Annotated in this window: 19 protein-coding genes; 13 read left to right on the top strand and 6 right to left on the bottom strand. The window is 59.7% G+C overall.

What is annotated here, in order from left to right; genetic code table 11:
* Nucleotides 1–7 precede the first annotated feature (7 nt).
* From ACZ5A6_RS15540 to ACZ5A6_RS15530, 3 genes are all read right to left on the bottom strand, one after another.
* Nucleotides 8–385, bottom strand: coding sequence for a hypothetical protein (locus tag ACZ5A6_RS15540; RefSeq protein ID WP_013761770.1), 378 nt, complete (start codon nucleotides 383–385; stop codon nucleotides 8–10).
* Between the two features lie 125 nt (nucleotides 386–510).
* Complete coding sequence (yghU, locus tag ACZ5A6_RS15535) at nucleotides 511–1,407, bottom strand: glutathione-dependent disulfide-bond oxidoreductase (protein ID WP_003511310.1); 897 nt, start codon at nucleotides 1,405–1,407, stop codon at nucleotides 511–513.
* A gap of 100 nt (nucleotides 1,408–1,507) precedes the next feature.
* Nucleotides 1,508–3,040: an acyl-CoA carboxylase subunit beta gene (locus ACZ5A6_RS15530; RefSeq protein ID WP_003511311.1), complete on the bottom strand. Its 1,533-nt coding sequence runs from the start codon at nucleotides 3,038–3,040 to the stop codon at nucleotides 1,508–1,510.
* A 118-nt stretch (nucleotides 3,041–3,158) separates the two neighbouring features.
* Between ACZ5A6_RS15530 and ACZ5A6_RS15525 the strand changes: the two genes are divergently transcribed.
* Nucleotides 3,159–4,577: a helix-turn-helix domain-containing protein gene (locus ACZ5A6_RS15525; RefSeq protein ID WP_035251494.1), complete on the top strand. Its 1,419-nt coding sequence runs from the start codon at nucleotides 3,159–3,161 to the stop codon at nucleotides 4,575–4,577.
* A 15-nt stretch (nucleotides 4,578–4,592) separates the two neighbouring features.
* On the opposite strand, the gene ACZ5A6_RS15520 is transcribed toward ACZ5A6_RS15525, so the two are convergent.
* Nucleotides 4,593–5,240: a DNA-3-methyladenine glycosylase family protein gene (locus ACZ5A6_RS15520; protein ID WP_464111095.1), complete on the bottom strand. Its 648-nt coding sequence runs from the start codon at nucleotides 5,238–5,240 to the stop codon at nucleotides 4,593–4,595.
* A 72-nt stretch (nucleotides 5,241–5,312) separates the two neighbouring features.
* On the opposite strand from ACZ5A6_RS15520, the gene gluQRS reads away from it, so the two are divergent.
* Entirely contained in the window at nucleotides 5,313–6,197 is an 885-nt protein-coding gene (gene gluQRS / locus ACZ5A6_RS15515; RefSeq protein ID WP_003511314.1) for a tRNA glutamyl-Q(34) synthetase GluQRS, read from the top strand.
* Here the strand turns inward: gluQRS and ACZ5A6_RS15510 are convergent.
* Nucleotides 6,165–7,082: a YihY/virulence factor BrkB family protein gene (locus tag ACZ5A6_RS15510; RefSeq protein WP_003511315.1), complete on the bottom strand. Its 918-nt coding sequence runs from the start codon at nucleotides 7,080–7,082 to the stop codon at nucleotides 6,165–6,167. The genes gluQRS and ACZ5A6_RS15510 overlap by 33 nt on opposite strands.
* Nucleotides 7,083–7,264: 182 nt before the next feature.
* On the opposite strand from ACZ5A6_RS15510, the gene ACZ5A6_RS15505 reads away from it, so the two are divergent.
* From ACZ5A6_RS15505 to ACZ5A6_RS15475, 7 genes are all read left to right on the top strand, one after another.
* Nucleotides 7,265–8,098 carry an SDR family oxidoreductase gene (locus ACZ5A6_RS15505; RefSeq protein ID WP_464111094.1) on the top strand — a complete coding sequence of 278 codons (834 nt, stop codon included), beginning with the start codon at nucleotides 7,265–7,267 and terminating at the stop codon, nucleotides 8,096–8,098.
* A 17-nt stretch (nucleotides 8,099–8,115) separates the two neighbouring features.
* Nucleotides 8,116–8,313, top strand: coding sequence for a twin transmembrane helix small protein (locus ACZ5A6_RS15500; RefSeq protein WP_003497428.1), 198 nt, complete (start codon nucleotides 8,116–8,118; stop codon nucleotides 8,311–8,313).
* A 1-nt stretch (nucleotide 8,314) separates the two neighbouring features.
* Nucleotides 8,315–8,908, top strand: coding sequence for a cob(I)yrinic acid a,c-diamide adenosyltransferase (locus ACZ5A6_RS15495; RefSeq protein ID WP_174060051.1), 594 nt, complete (start codon nucleotides 8,315–8,317; stop codon nucleotides 8,906–8,908).
* Nucleotides 8,909–8,940: 32 nt separating this feature from the next.
* Nucleotides 8,941–9,714: a rhomboid family intramembrane serine protease gene (locus ACZ5A6_RS15490; protein ID WP_003511318.1), complete on the top strand. Its 774-nt coding sequence runs from the start codon at nucleotides 8,941–8,943 to the stop codon at nucleotides 9,712–9,714.
* A gap of 183 nt (nucleotides 9,715–9,897) precedes the next feature.
* The gene (locus ACZ5A6_RS15485) at nucleotides 9,898–10,644 is read left to right on the top strand and encodes an electron transfer flavoprotein subunit beta/FixA family protein (protein ID WP_013761780.1); all 747 of its coding nucleotides are present in this window, start codon (nucleotides 9,898–9,900) and stop codon (nucleotides 10,642–10,644) included.
* 25 nt (nucleotides 10,645–10,669) lie between these two features.
* Complete coding sequence (locus ACZ5A6_RS15480) at nucleotides 10,670–11,599, top strand: electron transfer flavoprotein subunit alpha/FixB family protein (protein WP_003511321.1); 930 nt, start codon at nucleotides 10,670–10,672, stop codon at nucleotides 11,597–11,599.
* A 117-nt stretch (nucleotides 11,600–11,716) separates the two neighbouring features.
* Nucleotides 11,717–12,598 carry a 3-hydroxybutyryl-CoA dehydrogenase gene (locus ACZ5A6_RS15475; RefSeq protein ID WP_013761782.1) on the top strand — a complete coding sequence of 294 codons (882 nt, stop codon included), beginning with the start codon at nucleotides 11,717–11,719 and terminating at the stop codon, nucleotides 12,596–12,598.
* Nucleotides 12,599–12,665: 67 nt separating this feature from the next.
* Here ACZ5A6_RS15475 and tlpA read toward each other — a convergent pair whose 3' ends face one another.
* Nucleotides 12,666–13,334, bottom strand: coding sequence for a thiol:disulfide interchange protein TlpA (gene tlpA / locus ACZ5A6_RS15470; RefSeq protein WP_003511324.1), 669 nt, complete (start codon nucleotides 13,332–13,334; stop codon nucleotides 12,666–12,668).
* 24 nt (nucleotides 13,335–13,358) lie between these two features.
* Here tlpA and argH point away from each other — a divergent pair, with 24 nt between their 5' ends.
* From argH to ACZ5A6_RS15450, 4 genes are all read left to right on the top strand, one after another.
* A complete protein-coding gene (gene argH, locus ACZ5A6_RS15465) occupies nucleotides 13,359–14,759 on the top strand; it encodes an argininosuccinate lyase (RefSeq protein ID WP_025595424.1) in 1,401 nt (466 codons plus the stop codon).
* Between the two features lie 195 nt (nucleotides 14,760–14,954).
* Nucleotides 14,955–15,158, top strand: coding sequence for an LPS translocon maturation chaperone LptM (lptM, locus tag ACZ5A6_RS15460; RefSeq protein WP_003511326.1), 204 nt, complete (start codon nucleotides 14,955–14,957; stop codon nucleotides 15,156–15,158).
* Nucleotides 15,159–15,171: 13 nt separating this feature from the next.
* On the top strand, nucleotides 15,172–16,440 hold the full coding sequence (gene lysA / locus ACZ5A6_RS15455; RefSeq protein ID WP_464111093.1) for a diaminopimelate decarboxylase: 1,269 nt from the start codon (nucleotides 15,172–15,174) through the stop codon (nucleotides 16,438–16,440).
* A gap of 178 nt (nucleotides 16,441–16,618) precedes the next feature.
* A complete protein-coding gene (locus tag ACZ5A6_RS15450; RefSeq protein ID WP_464111092.1) occupies nucleotides 16,619–19,294 on the top strand; it encodes a TIGR02302 family protein in 2,676 nt (891 codons plus the stop codon).
* Nucleotides 19,295–19,458 lie beyond the last annotated feature (164 nt).

The following is a 19,458-nucleotide window of genomic DNA, read 5'->3' as shown; positions in this document are numbered from 1 at the left end:
AGCACACTCAAATCTCGAAAAAGTTCTCGAAGGATTCCGGGAAATTCTGCCGGGCGACGCGCTCGTCGATGACAAGCATCGCCTGGTAGGAAAGCGGATCGAAATTCTTTTCCGCCGGCAAGACCTCGCGGCCGAACAGCAGGCTGAGGCGGGCAGCGTCGAGATTACCACGCTCGAACGGCTCGGGACCAAAATGGTGCCAGAGCGAGTGCAGGAAGGCCGCATCGATGCGGTGTTCCTTGGAATCGTCCCGCGCCCTTCGGGGTATCATCTTGATGGGCGTTACCCCTTTTGGATTGGCGCGGCGGATGGTGAACTGGATGCCCGTGCTCGGCATGCCGGAGGGAAATCCCTTGTGTTTGGTCATTTCGGGCAGGTTCGCCATCTTTTGTCCTTCCAGAAGCATTTCCATTAAAAGCAGGTCCGCTTTTACGTCCGGATATGCGTAAATTCAAATAATTAGAGCGCTTTCATGGTCCTATTAAAACCAGAAGCGCTCTAGTCTTTTCGTTATGCCTTGCCGATTTTGTCCTGCGTCTTCTGCTCGAAGTCGGAGGCATCGTGGCGTTCATGCAATTGTTCGGACGGATCGCCCGAGGTTTTGTTGACGATCACGCCGCGCTTGACCGCAGGGCGTTCGCCAATTTCAAGCGTCCAGCGCATAAGGTTCTTATAACCGGCCGCTTCAAGGAAAGCACCGGCATCGCCATAAGCTTGGCCGAGCGCTATCTTGCCATACCAGGGCCAGACGGCCATGTCGGCAATCGTATATTCCGAGCCCGCCAGATAACGGTTGTCGGCCAGATGACGGTCAAGCACGTCAAGCTGGCGTTTAACCTCCATGGCGTAACGGTCGATAGCATATTTGATCTTGATCGGGGCGTAGGCGTAGAAATGGCCGAAACCGCCGCCGAGGAAGGGGGCGGAACCCATCTGCCAGAACAGCCAGTTCAGCGCCTGCGTGCGGGCATTGCCCTCTTTCGGCAGGAAAGCGCCGAATTTTTCCGCGAGATAGACGAGGATCGAGCCGCTCTCGAAAACCCGGGTCGGCTCGGGCGTCGAATGATCCATCAGCGCCGGGATCTTGGAGTTCGGATTGACGCCGACAAAACCGGAGCCGAACTGGTCGCCTTCGCCGATCTTGATCAGCCAGGCATCATATTCGGCGCCCTTGTGGCCAGCGGCCAGCAATTCTTCCAGCATGATCGAGACCTTCTGGCCATTCGGCGTTGCCAGCGAATAAAGCTGCAACGGATGTTTGCCGACCGGCAATTCCTTGTCATGGGTGGGACCGGCGATCGGGCGATTGATATTGGCGAACTGGCCGCCATTACCCTTGTCCCAGGTCCAGACCTTGGGCACTTCATATCCGGCGGGAAAATTATCTGCGGAGGAGTTCTCGGCCATAAAAATCAGTCCTTGTGCGTTTCGGGAGGGCACCGAAGGTCGGGCGCCTGAACATCATTATAGTAAGGTGGCCAAAGTATTTTTCCAGCCCCAGAGCAGGTCAGAGCGGAATGGTATCGTGCTTTTTCCAGCGGGTTTCGACGTTCTTGCCCCGCAGCGAAGCAAAGGCACGGGCGATGCGGCGGCGCGAGGAATGCGGCATGATAACCTCATCGATGAAACCACGCTCTGCCGCCACGAAGGGATTGGCGAAACGCTCCTCATATTCCCTTGTGCGCGCGGCGATCTTGTCCGGATCGGAAAGCTCCGAGCGATAGAGGATTTCCGCGGCCCCTTTTGCGCCCATGACAGCGATTTCCGCAGTCGGCCAGGCATAGTTCACATCAGCGCCGATATGTTTCGAGGCCATCACGTCATACGCGCCACCATAGGCCTTGCGGGTAATCAGCGTCACCATCGGAACCGTCGCCTCGGAATAGGCAAACAGCAGTTTCGCACCGTGCTTGATGACGCCGCCATATTCCTGCGCCGTTCCCGGCAGGAAACCGGGCACATCCACCAGTGTCAGCAGGGGAATGTTGAAGGCATCGCAGAAGCGCACGAAGCGGGCGGCCTTGCGTGAGCTGTCAATATCCAGACACCCGGCCAGCACCATCGGCTGGTTTGCGACGACGCCTACTGTCTGGCCTTCCAGACGCATGAAACCGGTGATGATGTTTCTGGCAAACGCCTCCTGCAACTCGAAGAAATCGCCCTCGTCGGCGAGCGCATGGATCAGTTCCTTCATATCGTATGGCTTGTTGGAACTGTCGGGGATCAGCGTATCGAGGCGCGCTTCCAGCCGTGCGGGATCGTCATGAAAAGGCCGGACTGGCGGTTTTTCCCGATTATTCAGCGGCAGGAAATCGAAAAGCAGGCGCACATGCTCAAGTGTCTCGATGTCGTTTTCATAGGCGCCATCGGCAACGGAGGATTTTTTGGTGTGTGTGGAGGCGCCGCCCAGCTCTTCCGCCGTGACGATCTCGTTGGTCACGGTCTTCACCACATCCGGCCCGGTTACGAACATGTAGGAGGTATCGCGCACCATGAAGATGAAGTCGGTCATGGCAGGCGAATAAACGGCACCACCGGCACACGGCCCCATGATGACAGAGATTTGAGGCACAACACCGGAGGCGATGACGTTGCGCTTGAAAACGTCGGCATAACCGCCGAGCGAAGCAACACCTTCCTGAATCCGCGCGCCGCCACTGTCGTTGAGGCCAATCACGGGCGCGCCGTTGCGCACGGCCATATCCATGATCTTGCAGATTTTCTGGGCATGGGTTTCCGACAGCGAACCGCCGAGCACGGTAAAATCCTGGCTGAAAACATAGACCTGCCGGCCGTTGATGGTGCCCCAGCCGGTAACGACGCCATCGCCCGCCACCTTCTGTTCGGCCATGCCGAAATCCACCGCACGGTGGGTAACGTACATGTCGTACTCTTCGAAGGAACCTTCATCCAGCAACACATCGATGCGCTCGCGCGCCGTCAGCTTGCCCTTGGCATGCTGCGCCTCAATGCGCTTGACGCCGCCGCCGAGCCGCGCTTCGTCGCGGCGCGTCTGCAATTGCTCCAGAATGTTGGGCATGTTTCCTCCATGCGTTTCCTCAAAATCAATAGCTTAGAAAACATTCGCCTAGAAGCCTTGATCGTGCGCGTATGCGTGGCATAAATATTTGCAATATTTATTTTTGCAAAGTTGCAACATGGCTATGGAAAAGCTCTTCATCGGCCGCAAGGTCCGCGGCCTTCGCGAAAACGCCCGCTCCACGCAGGCACAGTTTGCCGAACGGCTCGGCATTTCGGCCAGTTATCTGAACCAGATCGAAAACAATCAGCGACCCGTTTCCGCCAGCGTTCTGGTGACGCTGGTGGAAAAATTCCAGCTCGACGTGACGGAGCTGGCAACCGGCGAAAACGACCGGCTGGTTTCCGCTGTGCGCGAGGCCCTGAAAGACCCGCTGTTCCTGAATTACGAGCCCGGGCTGCAGGAGCTGAAGCTGATTGCGCAGAACGCACCGGGTTTTGCCCATGCGCTTTTGCGCGCCCACCAGGCCTACCGGCAAAACAGCGAGCAGCTGGTGCAGCTGGATGACAGGCTGGGGCGGGGAACCGCGCAGGTGGAAAGAACACCTTACGAAGAGGTCCGCGATTTCTTTCACTTCGTCGACAATTACGTTGCCGAGATCGATCTTCTGGCGGAAGAACTTGCATACGAACTGGAGATAGAGGGCGGCGAGACCTACGGCATTCTCGCGGCCCATCTACGCAGCCGCTTCGGTGTCCATATCACCAGAACGGAGGCGGCGGGCGGATTGATCCGGCATTTCGATCCGGCCGGCAAAACGCTGGCGCTCAGTTCCTACATGGCAGCACCGACCCGCTGTTTTCAGCTTGCGCTTCAGATCGCCCAGCTTCATGCGGGAGCAACCGTGGACAGAGTGCTGGCCGGCGCCGGTTTCCGTAGCGCCGAAGCCGCGGAAATCTGTCGCATCGGCCTTCACAACTATTTCGCCGCCGCGCTGATCCTGCCATATGGGCAATTTCACCGGGCCGCGCAGGAATTGCGCCACGATCTGGAACTTCTGGCCGTGCGCTTCGGCGCGAGCCTTGAACAGGTGGCCCACAGGCTCAGCACTTTGCAACGCCCTGGTCAGAAAGGCGTGCCGATCTTTTTCGCCAAGATCGACCGGGCTGGCAACATCACCAAACGCCACAGCGCCACAAGGCTGCAATTTGCCCGTTTCGGCGCGGCCTGTCCGCTCTGGAACATTCATCAGGCCTTCGAAAGCTCCGACAGGATAGTACGCCAGCTGGCGGAAACACCTGACGGCGTGCGCTATCTTTCCATCGCCACACAGATCGAAAAAGCCGGCGCCGGTTTCAACACGGACAGGCCACGTTATGCCATCGCGCTTGGCTGCGAAATTTCCCATGCGCAGAATTTCGTCTATGCCGATACACTCGATCTCGCCAATACCGCCTCCTTCAAGCCCATCGGCGTTTCCTGCCGGGTCTGCGAAAGGGTCGATTGCGTGCAGCGCGCCGTACCGCCGCTAAAACGCAAACTACATGTCGATCATCTCTCACGCGGAGCCTTGCCCTACCGGATCGCAGACTTCTAGCGCCGCGCGGCCATATCAGGGCAGCGGCACCATCGCGCGCCGCATGATATTTGCATAGTAGCCCCAGAACAGCCGGGCGGCGACGGAGCGCCAGGGCGTCCAGAGTTCCGCCCGCGCCGCCAGCCATTTCCCATCCGGCCGTGCCTCGAGCGAAAGCGCGTGGCCCACCGCAGCCCGCAGCGCCACATCACCAACCGGAAAAATATCGGGGTGGCCGCCGCAGAACATCAGATAGACTTCCGCCGTCCACGGACCAATGCCGCGAAGCGCCACCAGCTCCGAAAGGGCCAAATCTGCTTCCTTGCGACTGACGGCATCAAGATCGATGCGGCCATCCGCAACCGCGTGCGCCAACCCTTCCAGCGTTGTTGCCTTGGCCCGGGAAAGGCCGAAAGTGGCGTGCAATTCTTCCGGCACCGCCAGATAGTTTTCCGCCGTCACCGCCCCGCCCGTGCCGGCAAGGATACGCACCCATATGGCGTTCGCGCTGGCGCGCGACACCATCTGCGACACGACGATATGGGCAAGGCCCGCAAAGCCGGGCTCGTGAATACGCAACTCCAGCGGACCGGCTTTTTCGATAATAAGGCTAAGAGCCGGATCGAGGCGGGCAAGATGCGCCATACCTTCGCTGATATCGTCGAGGCCCCTGATGATTTTCATGTCTGCACAGCCCATATTCACGTTGGCCCGGCACCGGGTGGCGAGGCGCTTCAAAACATGGCAGAAGAAACCATGCCTTCGCCCGTCCGTCAAAAACCGGTTTATCGTTTTGCGCCCAGCCCCAATGGCGCCCTGCATCTGGGCCATGCGCTTTCCGCTTTTCTGAACCACGACATGGTGCGGGAAAACAGTGGCCATTTTCTGCTGCGCATCGAAGATATCGACCAGACGCGCTGCACTCCGGAGCTGGAGCAGGCGATCTATGATGATCTTGGCTGGCTGGGACTGGAATGGGAAAAGCCGGTGCGGCGGCAATCGGAGCACTTCGATGAGTATCGCACAGCACTCGACAGGCTGGTCGAGGCCGACCTCGCCTATCCCGCCTTCTTAAGCCGGGGTGAGACGAAAGCCATTGTCAGGGCCTTTGAGGCAGAGGGAAGGCTCTGGCCGCGCGATCCCGACGGCGCGCCGCTTTACCCCGCAATAGATCGGCAAAGGCCGCAGGCGGAACGGGCCGAACTTCTGGCATCAGGCAGGCAACACGCCTGGCGGCTCGACATGGAAAAGGCGGTCCGCACCTTGCACAGCAAGCTGTTCTGGCGCGAGAGCGGCGACGGGCAGACCGGGGAAATCGAAGCTTTGCCGGCGCTGTGGGGCGATGTGGTGCTGTCGCGCTCCGACGCCCCCTCCAGCTATCATCTTTCCGTTGTGGTGGATGACGCGCTGCAAGGCATCACCCATGTGGTGCGCGGCATGGATCTGTTTAACGCAACCGCCATTCACCGGCTGCTGCAACAATTGCTTGACCTATCGCCACCCGCTTATCACCACCACCGGCTGATTTTGGGTGCTGATGGGCGCAAGCTCTCGAAAAGCGAAGGCAGCACCGGCCTTTCAGCGCTTCGGGCGGAAGGAAAAACGCCGTCAGATATCCGCCGGCTTGTCGGGCTCCTCTAGCACCTGCTCGCGGCGCGCACTGTTGCCGGCGATATTGCGGCGGATGATCTGCCGGACCTTGTATTTCATCAGAGCGGCATTCACTTCCGCACCCAGCATGAAGATGACACCCACCATGTAAAGAAACACCAGAACCACCATCACCGAGGCCAGACCGGCGTAGGTGGCGGCATAATTGGCGAAGGTGGAGAGGTAATAGGCAAAGATCGCCGCGCCGATGACCCAGAAGATCATTGTCAGCAGAATGCCAGGCCAGACATCCCAGATGCGGCGTTTGCCGGCCGGAAGCCACAGATGCGCCGCCACCAGCCCGACCGTCAGAACGACGATGGTGCCGTAAAGTCCGAGGCTGGAAACCGTGTTCAGCGCATCCGTCAGCCAGGGAAATCGCTGCTCGGCAAATGACGTTGCGACCGGCACCGCAACAAGCACGATGCTGATGCCGGTAAAGACCACCACTGCGATCAACACATAAAGCAGACTGAGAAGACGGGTGATGTACCACCAGCGCGTTTCCGTGACGCGATAGGCGCGGTTGAGCGAGATTCGTAGCGCCTCGACGCCGTTGGAGGCAAAATATGCGGCCGCCAGCACCGAAATCGTGAGCAGTCCGCCGCGCGGAATGGTCAGGACCTGCTGCACCTGCGCGGCAAGCGGACCTGCGATCGCTTCCGGCCAGGTGTCAAAAATCAGATGCACCGCCGTCTCGGAAAACTGGTCAGCCCCCAGAAAACCGGCCAAAGCCGTACCGAAAATCAGGAACGGGAACAGCGCCAGCAGGATGGAAAGCGCCATGTGGCTCGCCATCGCCCAGCCGTCATCCTCGGCAAAATGAGAATAGGCATCGAAGGCAACCTTGCCTGCCAGGCGCACTGCGGCAACCATGTCGCCTCCATTCATCGGCATTTCATTTGTAACTTCGCCCCGAATATGGGAAGTCAGCTCTACTTTGTACAGCGCACAAGCCCGCCTTTCGGTTCCCGCAGGCATACAGATTTTGCGCAATACAATTTTCACAGGCCAGACCATCGGGCCAGCGCAACATTCGGTTTTCCGGAGCGGCATAGATGCCTGAAAAACCCGTCATCATAATTACCGGATGTTCCTCGGGCATCGGAGCCCATTGTGCCGGCGCGCTTCACCGCGACGGCTGGAGGGTGTTTGCCACCGTGCGTCGCATCGTCGATATGGCCGCGCTCGAAAATCAGGGCATAGAAACCCTGATCATGGACTATACCAAGCCCGAAACCATCGCGGCTCTCCTGGATACGGTTGCGGCCAGAACCGGAGGCCGCATCGATGCGCTGTTCAACAATGGCGCCTATGGCCAGCCGGGTGCTGTGGAGGATCTGCCGGTGGAAGCACTGCGGCAGCAATTCGAAACCAACGTCTTCGGCTGGCACGATCTGACGCGGCGGGTCATTCCCTTCATGCGCCAGCGCGGTTCAGGGCGCATCGTGCATTGCTCCTCCATTCTCGGCCTTGTTCCCTATCGTTATCGTGGTGCCTATACCGCATCGAAATTCGCGATCGAGGGCCTTGGCGTCACGCTGCGCATGGAACTTCAGGGCAGCGGCATCCATGTGAGCCTGATCGAACCGGGGCCGATCACGTCGAAATTCACCACGACGGCGCTTGCCCACGTCAGGGACAAGATCGATCTGGAAAACTCGGCCCATGCTGTGGAATACAAGCGTCAGCTGGCGCGGATGGATGGGTCCGGCCCGGTCAACCGCCACAAGCTTGGCCCCGATGCCGTTTACGCCGTGCTGAAACACGCCCTGACCGCCGCAAAGCCAAGACCGCATTATCCCGTCACCGTTCCCGCCAAACAGGGGCTGTTGCTGAAACGGCTCTTGCCTGCCGGACTGTTCTATCGTCTGCTGCGCAGATTCGATTGAGGAGGAGTACCCCCTAAATGTCCGGCTTCACCACTGTTCTGGCCCTTATCGTTATGGGCCTCGTTGTCATCGTGCTGATACGAGGCCTTTTCAACATGCTGAAGGGCCAAGACGCCAACCGTTCCAACAAGTTGATGCAGCTTCGCCTCCTGTTGCAGGCCATCGCCATCGTGCTCATCATGCTGACCCTTTGGCTCACCGGCGGCGGACGCTGACATGGTGAAACTGAACAAGATCTACACCCGCACCGGCGACAAGGGCACGACGGCGCTGGTGTCCGGTCCCCGCCGCCTGAAGCACGATCTTCGCGTCGAGGCCTATGGCACGGTGGACGAAACGAATTCGGCGATCGGCGTGGCGCGGCTGCATACCGCCAATACTGATATTGCCAGCATGGAAAAGCTGGATGCCATGCTGTTCCGCATCCAGAACGACATGTTCGACCTCGGCGCGGATCTCGCGACCCCGGAAACCGGCGAGCCGCCGGCCTACGAACCGCTGCGCATTGTCGAGAGCCAGGTCACGCGGCTGGAAAACGAAATCGACGACCTCAACTCCGCAATTGAACCGCTGACCTCCTTCGTGCTGCCGGGCGGCAATGCGGCGGCGGCCAATCTGCATCTGGCGCGCACGATCTGCCGACGGGCGGAACGGCTCATGGTGGAGCTCTCGGTTGCTGAAAACGAGATCGTCAGCCCGGAAGCGCTGAAATATGTCAACCGCCTGTCCGACTTCCTGTTCGTTGCCGCCCGTTTTGCCAATGATATGGGCAAGGCTGACATATTGTGGGTTCCCGGCAAGAACCGCTAAAGCCTATCTCTCGCACAAACGAAGGGCATTCGATGTTCATACCGCTGCACGATGCGAATTCCCTCAAACATATCCGGCTGCAATATGTCACGATCGGCCTGATCGTGGTCAACGTGCTGGTATGGCTATTTACCGGCGTGCTTGCCAGCGACGTCCAGGCCAATGCCGCAGCGCTCGGCCTCGGTTTCATCCCGGCTGTGGTGTTCGACTACGCCTACCTGGAGCCCGCCTTGCAGGTGGTGCCGGATGACCTGACCGTCGTCACCTATGCGTTCCTGCATCTGGATTTCTGGCACATGGCAGGCAATATGCTGTTTCTGTGGGTCTTCGGCGACAACGTCGAGGACGCACTCGGCCACTTCCGTTTCCTTATCTTTTACATCGCCTGCGCCATAGCCGGCGCGCTGTTGCACGGCTTTGTCGCACCCATGTCGGAAGGGCCGCTTATCGGTGCATCAGGCGCTGTTTCCGGCGTCGTCGCGGCCTATTTTCTCCTGCATCCCAAGGTGCGCGTCTGGGTTCTGGTGTTCATGCGCATTCCGTTGCCCTTGCCTGCCTTCATTCCGCTGGCGCTATGGATCGGACAGCAATTTCTGATGCTGGCACTTGGCCTTGAGGAAAATGTTTCCTGGGGGGCACATGTGGGCGGCATATTGGCCGGGGCTGTGATGGTAATTTTCATGCGCCGGCCGGACGTTCCCCTGTTCGACCGCACGATTGTTCCGCCAAGGGCGGCGCAGTTCAAGAATCCGTCGCAAACGGCGGGGTTGTCGCAAATCGAACGGGGCTATGACGGGAGCAGATGAGCCGTTGACGAAGAGATAAATTATTTACGTTAACGTCAACGTAAGGTATGCCTTGCGTGCATGTGATAATGAACATTGCTCCGTTGTATTTGCGGGAAAAATGCTTATCCATGTCGCCAACCTGTTTTTGGAGGTCCGCGCGGTCTTGTCGCCTCGCGGACAGGAGTTTGAGGAAAACCGCCGATGAAGATCCTTGTCCCTGTCAAACGAGTTGTTGATTACAACGTCAAGATCCGCGTGAAGTCGGATGGTTCGGGCGTTGAACTCGCGAATGTGAAGATGTCGATGAACCCGTTCGACGAAATCTCGGTGGAAGAGGCTCTGCGACTGAAAGAAGCCGGCAAGGCCGAAGAAGTCGTGGTCGTGTCGATCGGCCCTGCCAAGGCGGAAGAGACGCTGCGCACGGCGCTCGCCATGGGTGCCGACCGCGCCATCCTGATCGAGACCGACGAGACGGTCGAACCGCTAGCCGTCGCCAAGCTTTTGAAGGGCGTGGCGGAAGCCGAGCAGCCCGGCCTCGTCATCGTCGGCAAGCAGGCGATCGACGACGACAGTAACCAGACCGGTCAGATGCTGGCCGCCCTTCTCGGCTGGGGCCAGGGCACCTTCGCCTCCAAGGTCGTACCGTCTGATGGCAAGGTCGCTGTGACGCGTGAAGTCGATGGCGGCCTGCAGACGGTCGAACTGAAACTTCCCGCTGTCGTGACCACCGATCTTCGTCTGAACGAGCCGCGTTACGCCTCGCTGCCGAACATCATGAAGGCAAAGAAGAAGCCACTCGACAAGAAGACCCCGGCCGATTTCGGCGTCGATGTCACGCCGCGTCTGAAGGTGTTGAAGACCGAGGAGCCCGCAGGCCGCAAGGCCGGCATCAGGGTCGGCTCGGTGGCTGAGCTGGTCGAAAAGCTCAAAGCCGACGGCGTCCTCTAAGGTTTCGGAAAAGGGAGATTACATTATGGCCATTCTTCTTCTGGCAGAACACGACAACGCAACCCTTTCCGACCTGACGGCGAAGACGCTGACGGCGGCAACGCAGATTGGCGGCGACGTCCACGTGCTCGTTGCCGGCTCCGGTGCGAAGGGTGCCGCCGACGCGGCGGCGAAACTGTCCGGCGTTGCCAAGGTACTGCTTGCCGACGACGCATCCTATGCCAACGCGCTTGCCGAGCCGCTGGCGGCGCTGATCGTCTCGCTCAGCCCTTCCTATGACGTCATCATCGCACCGGCGACCGCTTCGGCCAAGAATGTCGCCCCGCGCGTCGCAGCCCTTCTCGATGTGGCCCAGGTCTCGGAAATCATCGAGGTCGTCAGCCCGGATACTTTCAAACGTCCAATCTATGCCGGCAACGCCATCCAGACGGTGCAGGCAAGCGACGCCAAGAAGGTCATCACCGTGCGCCCCACCGCGTTTGCGGCAGCCGCTGAAGGCGGTTCGGCACCGGTGGAAACCATCGGCGCTGCCGAGAACCCCGGCGTTTCTGTCTTTGTGTCCGACGCGCTCGCCTCTTCCGATCGTCCGGAACTGACCTCTGCGAAGATCATCATCTCGGGCGGTCGCGCACTCGGCTCCTCGGAAAAGTTCCGCGAAGTGATCCTGCCGGTTGCCGACAAGCTCGGTGCAGCCGTCGGCGCATCGCGCGCAGCCGTCGATGCGGGTTATGCACCGAACGACTGGCAGGTCGGTCAGACCGGCAAGGTCGTGGCACCGCAGCTTTACATCGCTGCCGGCATTTCGGGCGCCATCCAGCATCTGGCCGGCATGAAGGACTCGAAGGTCATCGTTGCCATCAACAAGGACGAGGAAGCGCCGATCTTCCAGGTTGCCGATTACGGCCTCGTCGCAGACCTGTTCGAGGCTCTGCCGGAACTCCAGAAGGCTCTGTGATTTTAAGCCTTTAGCCAAAGGCGGCGCGTTTTTTGAACGCGCCGCCTTCTCTTTTTCGGCGATATGCGTAACATCGCCGCAAATGACGCAGATGAAATCCCATGAGGAGACCAGCATATGACCGCCCCCTTTAAAAACATCGGTATCATCGGAGCCGGTCAAATGGGTTGCGGCATCGCGCATGTTTCCGCCTTGGCCGGTTACAAGGTGCACATTTACGATCTTTCCAAAGACGGCATCGAAGCCGGCCTTGCAACGATCAACGGCAATCTTGCCCGTCAGGTCACCAACGGCAAGCTCTCCGACGACGCCCGCAAAGATGCGCTCGCGCTCATCAGCGGTTCGACTGACGTCAACGATCTGGCGCCCATGGATCTGGTCATTGAGGCTGCTACCGAAAACGAGGAAATCAAACGCAAGATCTATGCGCAGATCTGCCCGGTACTGAAGCCCGAAGCGCTTTTGGCCACCAACACGTCTTCCCTCTCCATCACCCGCCTTGCGTCCGCCACCGATCGTCCCGAACAGTTCATGGGCATCCACTTCATGAACCCGGTGCCTGTGATGAAGCTGGTGGAGCTGGTGCGCGGTATCGCCACCAACGAAAAGACCTTCGATGCGGCGAAGGACTATGTGCGGACGCTGGAAAAGGCGATCACCGTCGCCGAGGATTTCCCCGCCTTCATCGTCAACCGCATCCTGCTGCCGATGATCAACGAGGCGATCTACACGCTCTATGAGGGCGTCGGTTCGGTGGAAGCCATCGACACCGCCATGCGGCTCGGCGCCAACCATCCGATGGGACCGTTGCAGCTTGCCGACTTCATCGGTCTCGACACCTGTTTGTCGATCATGCAGGTGCTGCATGACGGGCTGGCCGACAGCAAATACCGCCCCTGCCCGCTGCTGGTGAAATATGTCGAGGCCGGCTGGCTCGGCCGCAAATCTGGTCGCGGTTTTTACGATTACCGTGGCGAGACACCTGTTCCGACGCGCTAAGGCGCAAGAGATATTCCTCTGAAATCATTCGAGATGACGGGAGGTAAGTCCCTCCCGCACTGGACAATTATTTAGCCTTCACTGCCGATACCAACGCCTTGGCATCTTCGCTGTCCCAGGCTGCCGGACCGTTCATGGCGGCAATCAGGCAGCCTTTTTCGTCCAGCAGAAGAGTTGCGGGAAGGCCGAAAGCCAGCCCTTCCTTTTTCAGAACATTGAAGACGCCCATGGAGCTGTCGCGATAAAGTTTCAGCGCGTCGATCTTGTATTCGTCAATGAAGGCTTTCGGTTTTTCGTCCGCGCCGGTGTCGATATTGACCGCAACAACCTCAAAGCCATCGCTGCCCTTTTCCTTCTCGAGTGCGTTCAGCGCAGGCATTTCCTCCCGGCATGGCACGCACCAGGTGGCCCAGAGATTGAGGAGAACCGCCTTGCCCTTGAGATCGGCAAGCGACATGTCCGACCCTTGCGGACCCTTGAAGGACAGCGGGATGACGCGCGGCGTATCCGTGGCCGACATGGCCGCCACCTGGCCCTTCAGGAGGGGTTTCAGCGAGGCGATGCGGTTTGCCGCACCTTCACATAAACCGGCCTCGGCAACCGCTGCCCCTTGAACCGGGCTCTCAGACCCAATATGCCTGAACCAGACCGCACCCGCGCCGAACACGACACCGGCAACGGCAGCAATTGCAACCAATCTGGCGGAAGGAAGCCTGAACGGCCTTTTTTCTGTCATCGAATACTCCAGGGCACGCAGAACATGGCTGACGGCACAGATCAGAAATCCTCCAACCAGATGTGGGGCGGACGTTTCGCTTCCGGGCCATCAGCCATCATGGAAGAGATAAATGCCTCCATCGGCTTCGACAAGAAGCTTTATGCCCAGGACATCCGCGGCTCTATAGCGCATGCCACCATGCTGGCGGAAAAAGGCATTATTTCGCAGGAAGATAAAGACAAGATCGTTCACGGCCTGAACACGATCCTGTCAGAAATCGAGGCCGGCAGCTTCGAATTCTCGCGCAAGCTCGAAGACATTCACATGAACATCGAGGCGCGGCTTGCCACCCTCATCGGCACGGCGGCAGGGCGGCTGCACACCGCCCGCTCGCGCAACGACCAGGTGGCGCTCGATTTCCGCCTCTGGGTCAAGGAAGAGCTGCAGAAGACGGAAGGCATGCTGACCGCGCTCATCGCCGCCTTCCTCGACCGCGCCGAGGAAAATGCCGATACGGTCATGCCCGGCTTCACCCATCTGCAGACGGCCCAGCCCGTCACCTTCGGCCATCATTGCATGGCCTATGTGGAAATGTTCGGCCGTGACCGCGCCCGCGTGCGTCACGCGATCGAACATCTGGATGAGAGCCCGATCGGTGCAGCAGCGCTGGCCGGCACCGGTTATCCTATCGACCGCCATATGACGGCAAAGGCCCTCGGCTTCCGCGAGCCGACCCGCAACTCCATCGACACCGTTTCCGACCGCGATTTCGCACTCGAGTTCCTGTCGATCGCCTCGATCTGCGCCACGCATCTGTCGCGCCTCGCCGAAGAAATCGTCATCTGGTCGACGCCGCAATTCGGCTTCATCCGCCTGTCCGATGCCTTTTCCACCGGCTCGTCGATCATGCCGCAGAAGAAGAACCCCGACGCCGCCGAACTGGTGCGCGCCAAGACCGGCCGCATCAACGGCTCGCTGGTGGCGCTTCTGACTGTGATGAAGGGCCTGCCACTCGCCTATTCCAAGGACATGCAGGAAGACAAGGAACAGGTTTTCGATGCCGCCGAAAGCCTGGAACTGGCCATCGCCGCCATGACCGGCATGATCCGCGACCTTGAGGTGCGCAAGGACCGCATGCGTGCGGCCGCCGGTTCGGGCTATTCCACCGCCACCGATCTTGCTGACTGGCTGGTGCGCGAGGCAGGCCTGCCCTTCCGCGACGCCCACCATGTGACCGGAAATGCGGTGGCACTGGCGGAAAAGAAAGGCTGCGATCTGGCCGATCTTTCGCTGGAAGACCTGCAGGCGATCCATCCGGCCATTACAAGCGGCGTTTTCGACGTCCTTTCAGTCGAGGCATCGGTTGCCAGCCGCACCAGCTTCGGCGGCACGGCTCCTTCCGAGGTCAAGAAGCAGATCGCCTGGTGGCGTGGACGCAACTAACGCATCGGACCGAAAAGTGTGAAGCGGTTTTCGGAAAATCCGATGCGCAGACAAATTAAAATGAACGGCGGAAACGATTTCATTTTTCTCCGCCGCCCTCATAAATCTGCGTTACGCTGCGATCACAAGAAACAGGGTGCACAAGCGCCCTGTTTTTCGTTATCAGAGAAGCACATATTTCCTTTGGACAGGCTCATGCTTTCAAAAACCGCGCGCAATCTCATCGTTCCCATCGGCATGACGCTCGCCGTCAGTCTTGCTCTCAGTGCCTGCGGGCGAAAAGGCGATATCGATCCGCCGAGCACGCCGGTCGAAATGCGCAACAAGCGCAATGCCGACGGAACCGAGACGAAGCCGGCAACGGCGGAGCGACCGTTCATCCTCGACAAGCTTCTCTGACGGGAAAAAGCCTGTGAACCATTTTGGCTATATCGACGGCGTGCTTCACGCCGAAAACGTGCCCGTGCCTGAGATCGCCAAGACGGTCGGCACGCCGTTCTATGTCTATTCGACCGCGACGCTGGAGCGCCACTACAAGGTGTTCTCAGGCGCTTTCGCCGATGTGGACGCCATGGTCTGTTACGCCATGAAGGCCAATTCCAACCAGGCCGTTCTGAAGACGCTGGCAAAGCTTGGCGCGGGTATCGACGTGGTATCCGGCGGCGAATTGCGCCGCGCGCTTGGCGCCGGCGTACCGGCAAACCGCATCATGTTCTCCGGCGTCGGCAAGACGGTGGCGGAAATGGATTACGCGCTGGAAGCCGGCATCTACTGCTTCAACATCGAATCCGAGCCGGAGCTTGAAGTTCTCAACCTGCGCGCCGTCAAGGCCGGAAAAAGGGCGCATGTGTCCTTCCGCATCAATCCGGATGTGGATGCGCGCACTCATGCCAAGATTTCCACGGGCAAAAAAGAGAACAAGTTCGGCATTTCCTATGAGCGGGCGCGTGCGGTCTATGCCCACGCCGCCACCCTGCCCGGCATCGAAGTCACCGGCATCGACATGCATATCGGCAGCCAGATCACCGAATTGCAGCCCTTCGAGGATGCGTTCCGCTTGCTGCGCGAACTGGTGGAATCCCTGCGCACGGACGGGCACACGATCAGCCACGTCGATATCGGCGGCGGTCTCGGCATTCCCTACCGCGAGGACAATAATCCGCCGCCGCTGCCGGATGCCTATGCGCATATCGTCAAGAACGAGCTGAAGAGCCTCAACTGCAAGATCATCACCGAACCGGGACGCCTGATCGTCGGCAATGCCGGCATTCTGGTGACGGAAGTGATCTATGTGAAGGATGGCGGCGAAAAGAACTTCGTGATTGTCGATGGCGCGATGAACGACCTCATCCGCCCGACGCTTTACGAGGCCTATCACGGCATCCGCCCGGTCGTGCAGCCCGCGGTGGACGCCCCTCGCATCAAGGCCGATATCGTTGGCCCCGTCTGCGAAACGGGTGACTATCTGGCGCTGGACCGCGAGATGGCCGCACCGCAGCCGGGTGATCTGATTGCCGTCAGCTCCGCCGGTGCTTACGGCGCCGTGCAGGCAGGCACCTATAATTCGCGCCTGCTGGTGCCGGAAGTACTGGTAAAGGGTGACAAGTTCCACGTCATCCGCCCGCGCGGAACCTATGAGGAGCTGATCGCTCTCGATTCAGTACCCGCCTGGCTCGATTGATCCGCCATATATCCGGCTTGGTCGATCACAATTGAGCGAAGCTGCCTAAAAAATGGGGGTGAGCATCCGCTTGCCCTCGTCTTCGCCACAAAGAATGTTATCCTTGCTTCTCATAATACAAGCAGCTCGCCGTTCCGGGAATGGCGTTTGACGTGGCCAGAACCGGGAGAACGGATTGATGACCACAGCCGGAGAGGACAGGACAGGCAGAAAGCGCCCAACCGGCGCATTCGCGCAGCGGCCGGATCTTGCCCGCCGGGTTGCGGCTAAACGCTTCTTCGCAAAAATCGTGTTGTTTTCGGAAAGAGTAGCACCGAAGACGCTGTGGCCGCTTTCCATCACCGCCGCATTTCTGGCGCTCGCGTGGTTCGGCCTCTACCGGCAAATGCCTGATTTCGTGCGGCTGGGCATCGTTTTCCTGCTGGTTTTTGGTTTCATCAGCACCATCCTGCCAATCGTCCGGCTGAAATGGCCGACAGACAACGACGCGTCCCGCCTTCTGGAAGAACGCAATGGTCTCGCCCACCAGCCAGTCGGTGTGCAGGAAGACGAACCGGCGTTGGACACCCCCATTTCCCGCGCCTTGTGGAAAGAACACCAGATCCGTATGGCGGAACGCATCGCCGCGCTGAACGCCGGCCTGCCGAAACCCGATATCGCCCGTTACGACCGCTCGGCACTACGCGCCATTCCCGCCCTTTTTCTGGTTGTCGCCTTCGGTTTTTCCTATTCCAATGGTGCAGGCACGATTGCGGATGCCTTCCGTAGCCGGCCGGCAGCCGGTCCGCTCAATCCCGATATCCGTCTCGACGCCTGGGTCACGCCGCCCGCCTATACCGGCCGCGCCCCGATTTTTCTGACAGGGCGCGATGCGACAGGCCACGACGCGGTGTCCGTGCCGCAATCCTCCAAACTGACGATCCGCATGACCGGTGGCGATGGCGGCGAGGAAGTGACCTTCGAGCCTGAGACCGCCGGCGCCTTGCAGAAGCTTGCCCCCGAAGCGGCGCGCGCCGACAGCGCAAGTGGCGATGTGGCGGCACAGACAGAAAAACGCGCGCCGGATCAACCTGTCACGCCGCGCACCTTTGCAATGGATGTGACCGAAAGCGGCATGATCACCGCCAATGGCGAACAATGGGTGTTCAACGTCATTCCTGACCAGCCACCGAGCATTGGCTTCGACAACATGCCGCGCCGCGCCGTCAATGGTGCGCTGGAGGTGGGTTTCACCGCCAAGGACGACTATGGCATCAAGGAAGCCCACGCCATCATCGAGCCGCTTGGCGTTGCGGAGGGTGCAACAGCACTTTACCCACCGCCGGAATTCAAGCTCGACCTGCCGCGGCAGAACAACCGCGAGATCAAGGGGCTGACCAGCCGCAACATGACCGAACATCCCATGGCAGGTAAGCGCGTGCGCATCACGCTGGTGGCAACAGATGGTGCCGGCCAGACCGGCCGCAGCCCCGCGCATGAAATGGTGCTGCCGGGCCGCAATTTCTCTGAACCGCTGGCGGCTTCGGTTGCCGAACAGCGGCAGATATTCTCGCTCGACACGCGCCAGATGCCAAAGGCGATCGCCTATAACGAGGCGGTTGGTCTGCGTCCGGATGAAACCATTCCCAACACCACGCACTATCTCCTGCTGCAATCGGCGCAGACCCGCATGCGGCTCGCCTATAATGAGGAGATGCTGAAGAACACCGCCGATTATCTCTGGGAGATCGCGCTCGGCATCGAGGATGGTGATCTTTCGCAGGCGGAAAAACGCCTGCGTGATGCGCAGACAGCGCTTTCCGAGGCGCTTCAGCGCAATGCCTCCGATGAGGAAGTCGCCAAGCTGATGCAGGAACTGCGTGAGGCGATGCAGCAGTTCATGAGCGAGCTTGCGCAGCGCATGCAGAATGCGCCGCAAGCCAACATGAACCAGCAGGCACAAAACGTCTTGCGGCAGCGCGATCTGGAAAACATGATGAACCAGATCGAAAACCTCGCGCGCTCCGGCAACCGTGACGCAGCACAGGAAATGCTCTCGCAGCTGCAACGCATGATGAACAACCTGCAGGCGGGACGGCCGCAACGTCAGGGCCAGCAGGGGCAGCAGCAAAGCAGCAAGATGCGCCAGCAGATCGACAAGCTGGGTGAAATTTTGCAACAGCAGCAGAAGCTGATGGACGAGACCTTCAAGCTCGATCAGGCGCTGCGTGACCGCATGCAGCGCGGCGACCCGCAGGATGGCGGCGAAGGTCAGGACCCGCAGACGGGTGAAAACGGTGAATCACCGCAACAGGGCCAGCAGGGCCAGCAAGGCGGACAGCCGAGCGAGCAGATGACGGCCGAACAATTGCGCGAGGCGCTGAAAAATCTGAGGGCGCAGCAGGACGCGCTGGGCAAGCAGCTGGGCGAATTGCAGCAGGGCCTTCGTGATCTCGGCATGGAGCCGGGCGAAAACTTCGGCAAGGCGCAGCAGGAAATGGAAGGCGCCGGAGAAGCACTCGGCAAAAGCCAGGGCGAACAGGCGGTCGAAGGTCAGGGCAATGCGCTGAACGCGCTGCGACAGGGCGCGCAGGATATGATGGGCCAGATCATGCAGGCCATGCGCCAGCAGGGACAGCAGCCCGGCCAGGGGCAGGAAGGCATGGCGGGCCAAGGCGGACAGAACGGCCGCGATCCACTCGGCCGTCCGCGCAGCACAACCGGCCCCGATTTCGGCGACCAGGTGAAGGTCCCTGATGAGATCGACGTGCAGCGCGCCCGCGAAATTCTCGAGGCTATCCGCGAAAAGCTCGGCAACAACCCGCCGGGTGAAATCGAGCGGCGTTATCTGGAGCGGTTGCTGGATATACGGTGAGGATGGAGGCCGCCATTCCTAGCGATCGGGCGTGTTTAACCTCGCGCATTTTTGAGGAAAGGCCAGCTTATCAAACACTCAACGTCATCCTCGGCCTTGTCCCGAGCATGACGGCGGAGAGAGTTTACAACTCCACAACAAAAAAAGGCGGCCCAAAGGGCCGC

This window comes from Agrobacterium sp. 6Ca8 (assembly GCF_055382765.1).
This window is presented reverse-complemented; position numbering and strand designations above follow the sequence as displayed.